Source organism: Streptomyces bambusae (assembly GCF_019400985.1).
In the GTDB taxonomy this organism is placed as follows: domain Bacteria; phylum Actinomycetota; class Actinomycetes; order Streptomycetales; family Streptomycetaceae; genus Streptomyces; species Streptomyces bambusae_A.
In genome coordinates this window covers 31965-42240 of the sequence record NZ_WTFF01000021.1, presented here as the reverse complement: position 1 = coordinate 42240, position 10276 = coordinate 31965, and the positions used below count along the sequence as shown (strand labels likewise).

Annotated in this window: 8 protein-coding genes; 6 read left to right on the top strand and 2 right to left on the bottom strand. The window is 72.9% G+C overall.

Features of this window, described 5'->3' with window-relative positions:
* Nucleotides 1–319: 319 nt before the first annotated feature.
* Nucleotides 320–1003 carry an alpha/beta fold hydrolase gene (locus GPJ59_RS05870; protein ID WP_219665304.1) on the bottom strand — a complete coding sequence of 228 codons (684 nt, stop codon included), beginning with the start codon at nucleotides 1001–1003 and terminating at the stop codon, nucleotides 320–322.
* Nucleotides 1004–1612: 609 nt separating this feature from the next.
* Here GPJ59_RS05870 and GPJ59_RS05865 point away from each other — a divergent pair.
* Together GPJ59_RS05865 and GPJ59_RS05860 are read left to right on the top strand one after the other, a co-directional pair.
* Complete coding sequence (locus GPJ59_RS05865; protein WP_258023934.1) at nucleotides 1613–2644, top strand: helix-turn-helix domain-containing protein; 1032 nt, start codon at nucleotides 1613–1615, stop codon at nucleotides 2642–2644.
* 81 nt (nucleotides 2645–2725) lie between these two features.
* Nucleotides 2726–4261 (top strand): multicopper oxidase family protein, encoded by a 1536-nt coding sequence (locus GPJ59_RS05860; RefSeq protein WP_219665303.1) that lies wholly within the window; start codon nucleotides 2726–2728, stop codon nucleotides 4259–4261.
* Between the two features lie 17 nt (nucleotides 4262–4278).
* On the opposite strand, the gene GPJ59_RS05855 is transcribed toward GPJ59_RS05860, so the two are convergent.
* Nucleotides 4279–5169: a LysR family transcriptional regulator gene (locus tag GPJ59_RS05855; RefSeq protein ID WP_219665307.1), complete on the bottom strand. Its 891-nt coding sequence runs from the start codon at nucleotides 5167–5169 to the stop codon at nucleotides 4279–4281.
* Between the two features lie 136 nt (nucleotides 5170–5305).
* Here GPJ59_RS05855 and GPJ59_RS05850 point away from each other — a divergent pair, with 136 nt between their 5' ends.
* The 4 genes from GPJ59_RS05850 to GPJ59_RS05835 all read left to right on the top strand — a co-directional run bounded on the left by GPJ59_RS05850 (nucleotide 5306) and on the right by GPJ59_RS05835 (nucleotide 10077).
* Nucleotides 5306–6601 carry an MFS transporter gene (locus tag GPJ59_RS05850; RefSeq protein WP_219665302.1) on the top strand — a complete coding sequence of 432 codons (1296 nt, stop codon included), beginning with the start codon at nucleotides 5306–5308 and terminating at the stop codon, nucleotides 6599–6601.
* 199 nt (nucleotides 6602–6800) lie between these two features.
* Nucleotides 6801–7106 (top strand): chorismate mutase family protein, encoded by a 306-nt coding sequence (locus tag GPJ59_RS05845; RefSeq protein ID WP_219665301.1) that lies wholly within the window; start codon nucleotides 6801–6803, stop codon nucleotides 7104–7106.
* Entirely contained in the window at nucleotides 7103–9202 is a 2100-nt protein-coding gene (pabB, locus tag GPJ59_RS05840; RefSeq protein ID WP_219665300.1) for an aminodeoxychorismate synthase component I, read from the top strand. The genes GPJ59_RS05845 and pabB overlap by 4 nt, the downstream gene beginning before the upstream one ends.
* Entirely contained in the window at nucleotides 9199–10077 is an 879-nt protein-coding gene (locus GPJ59_RS05835; protein ID WP_219665299.1) for a prephenate dehydrogenase, read from the top strand. The genes pabB and GPJ59_RS05835 overlap by 4 nt, the downstream gene beginning before the upstream one ends.
* Nucleotides 10078–10276 lie beyond the last annotated feature (199 nt).

Here is a 10276-nt window from a genome sequence, read left to right as displayed (position 1 = left end):
GGCCGGCGGTGGCGGACCCGCGGGTCCGTCGTGGCTGGTCGCGCAGTTCCCCGCGCCCCTGACGGGGCCCGGTCCCCAGCGGGCCTGGCCGCCCCCCGCCGGCCGGCACCTGGGGCTGCGCCCCGGGCCCTCACCCAGACTCCGTCAGGGGGTGCCCCCACCCCGGTTCGGGGGCCAGGCCCGCCATGGCGGACCCGCGGTCCGTCGTGGCCGGTCGCGCCCGCTCGGCGGAGCCGCAGATCAAGAACAGCCCCGCGCCCCTGAAGGGGCCCGGCCCCGAGCGGGCCTGGGAGACCCGGGTCCGGTCGACGGGGGTGGGTCAGATCGAGGCGGTGGCGGAGCGGATTACGTTCAGGACGGCTTCGGGTTGGGAGAGCATCGGGACGTGGGAGGAGTCGAGTTCTACCGTCGTGGCGCCCATGCGTCGGGCCCCGAAGCGCTGGAGGTCCGGGTTGACCGCGCGGTCGTGCTTCGAGACGACGAACCAGCTCGGCTTGGTCCGCCAGGCCGGGTCGGAGGTCGTGGCGCCCAGCACCCCCTCCGCCGCCGACCCCTGCGTCGCCCAGACCAGCCGCTGCTCCGCCTCCGGCAGGTCCCCGCAGAAGTCGGAGATGCCGTCGCGGTTGATCCACAGGCGCCCGTCCTCGGCGTCCAGGTGCGCGAAGAGCGGCGGTGCCTCGTACTTGCCGATCAGGTCCTGGGGCGTCTCGCCGGCGTCCGGCGCGAGGGCTGCGATGTACACGAGGCCGGCGACCCGCTCGTCCGTACCGGCGGCGGTGATGACGAAGCCGCCCCAGGAATGGCCGACCAGGATCGCCGGGGCGCTGACCCGGGCGAGCGCACGGCGGACGGCGTCGACGTCCCCCTCCAGCGAGTCCAGCGTGTTCTGCGCGGACACCACCTCGTGGCCCTCGTCCTGGAGGACGGGGATGAGCTTGCTGTAGCAGGAGCCGTCGGCCCACAGACCGTGGGCGAAGACGATGCTCGGCTTGTTCGGTGCCATATGGATGTTCCTCCGCCTGTTCGACGTTCGCTGCGTGCGCTGTGATCCGTCCACTCGCAGTCCGAGTCCACATCAGGTCGCCCGGCCCCACACCTCGGGCGACCCGAACCGGTCACGGTGGCCACGGGCCGGTACCGCCGCCCAGCCGGATCGGGTTGGTGAAGGCCAGGAGGCGGCCCGGCGGCGCCGACGGCGACCGATGGCTCCCGGCCGCAACGCCGCGCCACCGGACACCCGGGGAGCCGTCGCCCCTGAATCGGCGAACCGGGGCGCCGGAATCGCGGGGCCGGCGGAGCCGAAGGCGAGGCAGCCGGACGGCCCTGGGGGCACCCCGGAACCGTCGGAGCGCGGGGGCGGGGCGGCGGGCGCCGGGGCCCCCGGCCGGCCGGTCCGCCCCCTCACGGTCGGACGGCTTCGAGGGTCCCGGCGCGGCCACCTGCGCCTGCCCGGCGGGCGGCTTGCGGGGCCGGGCGGGATCGCCGGGCGTTCGCGCCGTGCGTCCACTGTGCCGGTCCGGTGTCGGCGCCGGGCGTACGGGCGGGCGTCGTCTTGCTGCCTTGCGGGAACACGAGGGGTTTACAAAGGCAATCGACCCGGGACGAATACGACATGCCAGGTGCCGACCACGACCTGAGTCCCGCCGCCCGGCGGCTCTACGCGTACGCCGTCGAGCGGCACACGTTCGGCGCGTCGGAGGCCACCGCGGTGCTGGGCGCCCGCGCGGCCGCGGCGATCACCGAGCTGGCCGCGGCGCACCTGCTCCAGCGCGCCCCCGACGGCGGCGCGGACCGGTGGAGCGCGGTGGCCCCGCGGGCGGCGGCCGCCCGGGCGCTGGCGCCGCTCGCCCTGCGCGAGCGCGAGACGCACGACGAGATGGACCGGCTGCGCGCACGCATGGAGGCGCTGGTCCCGCAGTACGAGGCGGGCGCGGCGCAGCGCGGCGTCAGCGGGTCGGGCCGGCTGGAGCTGGTGACCGATCTGCGCGCCGTACGGGCCCTGATCGCGGAGCTCGCGGCGTCCTGCGCATGCGAACTGCTGTCCTCGCAGCCGGGCGGCGGCCGCCCCGAGGAAGCCTTGGCGGAGGCGATCGGCCGGGACGAGGCGCTCCTCGCCCGCCGGGTCCGGATGCGGATCCTCTACCAGCACACCGCCCGCTACTCCCGCCCGACCGCCGCCTACGTCGAGCGGGTGACGGCCCTGGGCGCGCAGGTGCGCACCCTCGGCGACGGGCTGATGCGGATGCTGGTCTTCGACCACCACACGGCTCTCCTCCCGGTCCACGACACACCCGGAGCCGCACTCGTCGTCCGCGAGCCGAACGTCGTGCAGTTCATGGTGGCGGTCTTCGAGCGGTCGTGGCTGCAGGCGGAACCGTTCCCGGTGACGGTGAGCCCGGACCATGCCCGTTCGATCTCGGAGGAGCTGCGCCAGACGATCGTCCTGCTGCTCTCGGAGGGGCTGGAGGACAAGGTCATCGCCCGCCGCCTGGGCATGTCGGCACGCACCTGCCAGCGCCACATCGCGGAGATCATGCGGGCGGCGGGCGCCAAGTCCCGGTTCCAGGCGGGCTTCCTGACCGCCCGCGCTCTCCTCACATCCCCCGCCCCGGCCCCGGACGAAACCCCGACCACAACCCCGTAGCGTCTCTCGGGGACAGGTCAGGGGCGAGCGGGGGGCCGTCCCGGACGCCCCGCCCGGGCCGCCCTCCGTAGCGTCCGTGACATGACAAAACGACGGACGGTGAGAGCACGGTGGAAGCGGGTCCTGGTGGTGCTCGGGGCACTGGCCGGGGCGGTGGTGGTGGCGGTGGGCGGCCTGTTCACCTGGCTGTACACGGGGGCGGACATCGCCGCCGCCGGCACGGCGCGTTTCGAGCGCGAACTGGCCGTCCCGCCGCTGGCGCCCTCCACGGTGGAGGCGGACGGCACCCGGGTGTTCCGCCTGCGGATGCAGGAGGGGGAGACGGAGTTCCTCGCCTCCCGCAAGACCCCCACCTGGGGCTTCAACGGCAGCTACCTGGGCCCGACGCTGCGCGCGGCGCGCGGTGAGAAGGTGCGGGTGGACGTCTCCAACACGCTGCCCGAGGCCTCCACCGTCCACTGGCACGGCATGCACCTGCCCGCCGAGGCGGACGGCGGCCCGCACCAGACGGTGGCGCCGGGCGGCACCTGGTCACCGCAGTGGACCGTCGACCAGCCGGCCGCGACGCTCTGGTACCACCCGCATCCGCACGGCGCGACCGAGACCCATGTCCAGCGGGGCCTGGCCGGCCTGTTCCTGCTGGACGACGACCGGACACCGGCCGGCCTGCCCCACCGGTACGGCGTCGACGACGTGCCCGTCATCGTGCAGGACGTGCGCTTCGACGGGGCACGGCTGGACCACGGCCACCAGATCATGCGCAACGTCGGCTTCCTCGGCGACCGCACGATGGTCAACGGCACGCTCGACCCGTACTTCACGGTCCGCGACGAGCTGGTCCGCCTGCGCGTGCTGAACGCCTCCACGGCCCGCGTCTACACCTTCGGCTTCGACGACGACCGGCAGTTCACCCACATCGCCACCGACGGCGGCCTGCTGGAGGCCCCGTCCGCCACCACCCGGCTGCGCCTGTCACCGGGCGAGCGGGCCGAGATCGTCGTACGGATGGCGCCGGGCGGGCGGACCGTCCTGCGCAGCTACCCGCTGGACGCCGGCCTGGACTTCTGGAACCAGCGCTTCGGCGGCGGCGACGACACCTTCGACATCCTCCAGCTCCGCGCCGCCGACACCCTGCGCCCCTCGCAGCCCCTCCCGGACGCCCTCGTCCGGAACACGCTGCCGGACGGCAAGGACTCCGTACGCGAGCGCTCCTTCGACCTCGACCTGTCCGGCATCAACGGGCGGAAGATGGACATGGGCCGGGTGGACGGGACGGTCGTCCGCGGCACGGCCGAGACCTGGACCGTGCGCAACGACGACGGGATGCCGCACAACTTCCACGTGCACGAGGTGCAGTTCCGGATCCTGGACGTCAACGGCCAGCCCCCGCCGCCCCATCTGCGCGGCCCGAAGGACACGGTCTTCGTCCCCTCGGGCACGACGGTCCGCCTCGCGATGCGCTTCGACGGCCCGGCCGACCCGGACACCCCGTACATGTACCACTGCCACCTCCTCTACCACGAGGACGAGGGGATGATGGGGCAGTTCGTGGTCGTGGAACCGGGTCAGCAGCCCAGTCCACGCATCCCCTCCTCTCCCGGCGCCCACCACCACTGACCTCGGTCCGCCGCGCCTCACCCCTCCGGGATCAGCCTCCCCCGCCGCGACAGCAGGAAGCGCTTGAACTCCGCGACCGGTGGGGTGTCCGGGTGGCCGTCCAGCCAGGCGACGCCGATCTCGCGGACCGCCCGCGGGGCCGTGACCGTCAGTTCGACCACGCCCGGGCGCGGGAACGCCGGCGGGGGCAGGAGGGCCACGCCGAAGCCGGCCGCGACCAGGCCGCGCAGGGTCTCGGCCTCCTCGCCCTCGAAGGCCACCCGGGGCGTGAACCCGGCCTCGGCACACAGGTCGTCGGTGATGCGGCGCAGGCCGTAGCCCGGTTCGAGGGTGACGAAGGTTTCCTCGGCCGCCTCGGCCAGGCGGATCCGCTTGCGGGAGGCCAGGCGGTGGTCCTCGGGGACGACCAGGCGGAGGCGTTGTTCGTCGAGCCGGCGCGCCGCCAGGTCCGGGGCGTCCGGGACCGGGGAGGTCAGGCACAGGTCGAGCTCACCGGCGCGGAGCCGGTCCAGCATGGCCTCGCCGTAGTTCTGGACGAGGGCGAACCGGACGCGCGGGTGGTCGGCGCGGAAGGCGCGGATGAGGCCGGGTACGGTTTCGGGGCCCAGGGTGTGCAGGAAGCCGAAGGCCACCTTGCCGGTGGTGGGGTCGGCGTCGTCCTGGACGGAGGCGGCCGCGCGGGCGATCTCGGCGAGGGCGCGCTCGGCGGAGGCGAGGAAGGACCGCCCGGCCGTGGTCAGGGCCACGGAGCGGCCCTTGCGGGCGAACAGCGTGACGCCCAGGTCCTCTTCGAGGCGGACGACGGCCCGCGACAGCGTGGACTGCGGGATGCCCAGCTCCTGCGCGGCGCGCGTGACGTGCTCGTGCCGGGCGACCGTGACGAAGTACGTCAGGCGGGGGGCCAGCATGCTTGTCACGCTGATGTCTTCTTCGTAACGGGACATCTACATGGACCCTTCCCACCAGCAGTGATGCAACAGTGGAACGATTCTCTCCCGTCTGTGCATTGGACGCATGAAGAGGGGGAGGTCCACTATCGATGACATGCCTCCCGCTCATACCGGGGCACCCACCACCATGGGTGCCTCTCCTCAGCAGTCCCCGAAGCCCGCCGCGCCCGAGCCCGCCGCGCCCGAGCCGCTCGCCCCCGGCCTCCCCGGCTACCGCCGGATGAGCTTCGCGCTCTTCGCCGCCGGTCTGGCCACCTTCGCCCTCCTCTACTCCACCCAGGCCCTCCTGCCCGCCCTCTCCGAGGGCTTCGGCGTGACCGCCGGACAGGCCAGCTGGACGGTGTCCGCGGCGACCGGTGCGCTCGCGCTGTGCGTGCTGCCGCTGAGCGCGCTGTCCGAGCGGTTCGGGCGGGTCCGGATGATGACGGTCTCGCTGCTCGTGGCCGTCGCGGTCGGGCTGCTGGTGCCGCTCGCGCCGAGCATCGAGTGGCTGGTGGCGCTGCGCGCCGTCCAGGGCGCGGCGATCGCCGGCATCCCGGCCTCCGCGATGGCCTACCTGGCCGAGGAGGTCAGGCCCAAGGCGCTGGTCGGGGCGATCGGGCTGTTCGTGGCGGGCAACTCCATCGGCGGGATGAGCGGCCGCCTGGTGACCGGCTGGGCCGCCCAGCTGGGCGGCTGGCGGGCCGGGCTGGCGGCCGTCGGGGTACTGGCGCTCGGCTGCGCGGTGGTCTTCCTGGCGCTGCTGCCGCGGGCCCGGTTCTTCTCCCCGGCCGCCCTGGACGCGCGGGCCATGGGCCGCACCGTCGCCGGCCACCTGCGGGACCCGCTGCTGCTGCGGCTCTACGGGGTCGGGGCGCTGTTCATGACCGTCTTCGGCGCCGTGTACACGGTGATCGGCTACCGGCTGGCGGACGAGTTCTCCCTCGGCCAGGGCGTGATCGGGTCGGTCTTCCTGGTGTATCTGGTGGGCACGGTCTCCTCGGCGGCCGCCGGGCAGCTCGTGGCCCGCACCGGGCGGCGCGGAGCGCTGTACCTCGCGGTCACGACCACGGCCGCCGGCCTGCTGCTGTCGCTGTCCGACGCGCTGGCCGCGATCCTGGCGGGGCTGGTGCTGATAACCGCCGGGTTCTTCGCCGGGCACGCGGTGGCCTCCTCCGCGGTGAGCCGTACGGCGCGTACGGGGCGGGCGCAGGCCTCCGCACTGTACCAGTCGGCGTACTACCTCGGCTCCAGCGCCGGCGGTACGCTCGGCGCCCTCGCCTACCACGCGGCCGGCTGGCCGGCCACGGTGGCGTTCGCCCTGGCAGCGGTCCTCGGCGTCGTGTCGATCACCCTCTACGGCTCCCGGGCGGCCCGCCTGGAGCGCAGCCTTCCGCTCGCCGCCCGCTGAGCGGGGACCGGACCCTCCCCCAGGCATCCCCTCCAGGCTCGTGATTGCGCACTGCGCATTCACGAGCCTTGCCGTCTCTTCTCCCGCCCGCCCCGGCCGGGCGACAGTGCTTGCATGACGCGAATCGTGAGGCGAATCGTGAAGCGAATCGTGAAGCGGATTCCGTGAGCGGGAGAGACCGACCGGGGAGGTAGGAGTCATGAAGGGCACGGCGCAAGCCACTGCCGGTATTGACGAGTTGCGCGCACGGCTGGACCGGATCGACGAGCGGCTTCTCGACGAACTGCGGGCACGGATCGAGATCTGTGTGGAGATCGCCCGCGTGAAGAAGGACCAGGGAATCCCGATGATGCAGCCGCACCGCATCGGACTGGTCCAGGAAAGGGCCGCGGCCTACGGGGCCGATCACGGAATAGACCTCGAATTCCTGCGCCGGCTCTACGACCTGGTCATCGAGGAGACCTGCCGGGTCGAGGACCTCGTGATAGCCGGGAGCGCGGCATGAGGACGCTGCTGATCGACAACCATGACTCGTTCACCTACAACCTCTACCAGTTGCTCGGCGAGGTGAACGGCCGCCCGCCGGTGGTCGTCACCAACGAGACCGACTGGTCGACCCTCGACATGGCGGACTACGACGCCATCGTCGTCTCCCCCGGCCCGGGCCGGCCCGAGCGCGAGCGCGACTTCGGCATCAGCCGCCGCGCGATCCTGGAGAGCGGCCTGCCCGTCCTCGGCGTCTGCCTCGGCCACCAGGGCATCTGCCACCTCTTCGGCGGCAAGGTCAGCCACGCGCCGCTGCCCATGCACGGCCGGATCTCGGCGATCACCCACGACGGAAGCGAACTCTTCGCAGGGATTCCCTCGCCCTACGACGTCGTCCGCTACCACTCGCTCGCCGCCATCGAGCTCCCCGAGGAGCTGGAGCCGACCGCCTGGACCGCCGACGGCGTGGTCATGGCCGTACGCCACCGCAGCCTGCCGGTGTGGGGCGTGCAGTTCCACCCCGAGTCCATCAGCAGCGAGTACGGGCGGGAGCTGCTCGCCAACTTCCGCGACCAGGCGCTCGCCCACGCCGTCCGGCGCGAGCAGTCCCCGGCGCTGACCGGCCGCCCCGGCCCGTACCGGGCGCACGTGGAGAAGCTGGACCTGCTGCCCGACACCGAGGCCGCCTACCGCGAGCTGTTCGCCGGCAACGACCACGGTTTCTGGCTGGACAGCAGCAATGTCATCGACGGTCTGTCGCGTTTCTCCTTCATGGGCGACGGGACCGGTCCGCTTTCCGAGTACCTCACCTATCAGGTGCTGGAGCGCACCGTCCGCGTCCACCGCCCCGGCGGCCGCGACGAACTCGTCGAGCAGAGCGTCTTCACGTATCTGGAAGACCAGTTGGCGCAGCGCCGCATTCCGGTGCCCGAGGGTCTTCCCTTCGAATTCAACCTCGGTTACGTGGGATATCTCGGCTACGAGCTGAAGGCCGACAGCGGGGGCCAGGAGGCGCACAAGGCCGACACCCCCGATGCCGCCCTGCTGTTCGCGGACCGGATGGTGGCCTTCGACCACGCCGAGGGGGCGACGTACCTGCTGGCGCTGTCCGCCGGCTCCGGCGCCGCCGGGGACGACCTCGACGCCCGCGGCTGGCTGGACCGTACGGCGGCCCGGCTGCGCGCGCTCGGCCCGGCGCCGGCCGCGTCCGGCTCCGCGCCGCGTACGTTCGCCACCACGGGCATGACCGATCCGGCGCTCGGCGACCTGATCAGCATGCGCCACGACCGCGCGGGCTACCTGAGCCGGATCGCCGAGATCCACCAGGAGATCCACGACGGCGAGAGCTACGAGGTCTGCCTGACCAACCAGGTCGGCATGCAGGCGCGGATCGACCCGCTGGAGACCTTCTCGGAGCTGCGCCGGATCAGCCCCGTCCCGTACGGCGCGCTGCTCGACTTCCCCGGTGTCGCCGTGCTGAGCGCCTCGCCGGAGCGGTTCATGACGGTGGGCACCGACCGGACGGCCGAGTCCAAGCCGATCAAGGGCACCCGGCCGCGCGGCGCCACGCCCGCCGAGGACGAGGCGCTCAAGCAGGACCTGCTCGACAACGAGAAGGACCGCGCCGAGAACCTGATGATCGTGGACCTGATCCGCAACGACCTCAACATCGTCTCCGAGGTCGGCTCCGTCCACGTACCGAAGCTCTTCGACGTCGAGACGTACGCGCCGGTGCACCAGCTGGTGTCCACCATCCGCGGCACCCTGCGCGACGGCGAGTCCGCGGTCTCCGCGGTCCGGGCGGCCTTCCCCGGCGGCTCGATGACCGGGGCGCCGAAGGTCCGCACGATGGAGATCATCGACCGGCTGGAGGAGGGCGCCCGCGGGGTCTACTCCGGCTCGATCGGCTGGTTCTCGCTGGGCGGCGCGGCCGACCTGAACATCGTCATCCGCACCCTGGTCGCCACCGAGGACCGGATCACCTTCGGGGTCGGCGGCGCGGTCATCGCCCTGTCCGACCCGGACGAGGAGTTCGAGGAGACGGTGGTCAAGTCCCGGGCCATGGTCCAGGCGGTGCTCAGCACCGCCCTGCAGCCCGCCGGGAGCACGGCGTGATACGCCGTGCGGTGATCGTCGGCGGCCAGGGCGCGGTCGGCCGGCTCTTCACCGAGAGGCTGCTCGGCAGCGGCATCCAGATCTGTGTGGTGGACCCGGCAGGGGCGGGCACGCCCGCACCGGGCGGTGCCCGCCGTATCCACGGCGACATCACGGACCTCTCGCCGCAGCTGGAGAAGGAGCTCGGGAAGGCCGACATGGTCGTCCTGGCCGTGCCGGAGCCGGTGGCGCTCGCCGCGATCAAGGGGGTGGCGGCCGCGCTGCGGCCGGGCGCCCTGCTGGTGGACACGCTGTCGGTGAAGCAGCGGGTGGACGAGGAGTTCCGGGCGCACCTGCACGGGGTCGAGGCCGTGGGCCTGAACCCGATGTTCGCGCCGGCCCTCGGCTTCGAGGGCCGTGTGGTCGCCGCGTCGGTGGCGTTCGACGGCCCGCTGACCGCCGAGCTGCTGGAGCTGGTGGAGAGCTGGGGCGGCCGGATCGTCCGGGTCGAGGCCACCGAGCACGACCGGCTGACGGCCGTGTCGCAGGCGCTCACCCATGCGACCGTCCTCTCCTTCGGGCTCGCCCTGTCGAAGATGGGCACCGACGTGGAGGAGGTGGCGCGGATCGCGCCGCCGCCGCACAAGACGCTGGCCTCGCTGCTGGCCCGGGTGTCCTCCGGCACGCCGGAGGTGTACTGGGACGTGCAGGCGGCGAATCCGCAGGCGGTCGATGCGAGGTCGGCTCTCGCCGAGGCTGCACGTCGATTGGCCGACACGGTCAAGGACGGGACCGAGGATGATTTCACGGCGCTGATGTCCAAGGTTCGGGGTGCGCTTGGTGCCGAGCTGGACAACTATCGCGAGTTGTGTGCGCGGATCTTCGCCAACGTCTAGCCCCGGCGGGGCAGAGCGCTCCCGCACGACGTGCACAAGCTGCCGGCCGTCAGTGGCTGGTCGCGCAGTTCCCCGCGCCCCTATCGGGGCCTACCGCACCGCTTTCGACTGCGGGCCGTCAGTGGCTGGTCGCGCAGTTCCTCGCGCCCCTGACGGGGCGTAACCCGGCTGGTCGCGACCACGCGGCGGAGCCGCAAAT

Excerpts from the sequence above, each read along its gene's own strand:
- GPJ59_RS05855 (WP_219665307.1), bottom strand. The coding sequence starts at position 5,169 with ATGCTGGCCCCCCGCCTGACGTACTTCGTCACGGTCGCCCGGCACGAG.
- GPJ59_RS05850 (WP_219665302.1), top strand. The coding sequence starts at position 5,306 with ATGCCTCCCGCTCATACCGGGGCACCCACCACCATGGGTGCCTCTCCT.
- pabB (WP_219665300.1), top strand. The coding sequence starts at position 7,103 with ATGAGGACGCTGCTGATCGACAACCATGACTCGTTCACCTACAACCTC.
- GPJ59_RS05845 (WP_219665301.1), top strand. The coding sequence starts at position 6,801 with ATGAAGGGCACGGCGCAAGCCACTGCCGGTATTGACGAGTTGCGCGCA.
- GPJ59_RS05870 (WP_219665304.1), bottom strand. The coding sequence starts at position 1,003 with ATGGCACCGAACAAGCCGAGCATCGTCTTCGCCCACGGTCTGTGGGCC.
- GPJ59_RS05865 (WP_258023934.1), top strand. The coding sequence starts at position 1,613 with ATGCCAGGTGCCGACCACGACCTGAGTCCCGCCGCCCGGCGGCTCTAC.
- GPJ59_RS05860 (WP_219665303.1), top strand. The coding sequence starts at position 2,726 with ATGACAAAACGACGGACGGTGAGAGCACGGTGGAAGCGGGTCCTGGTG.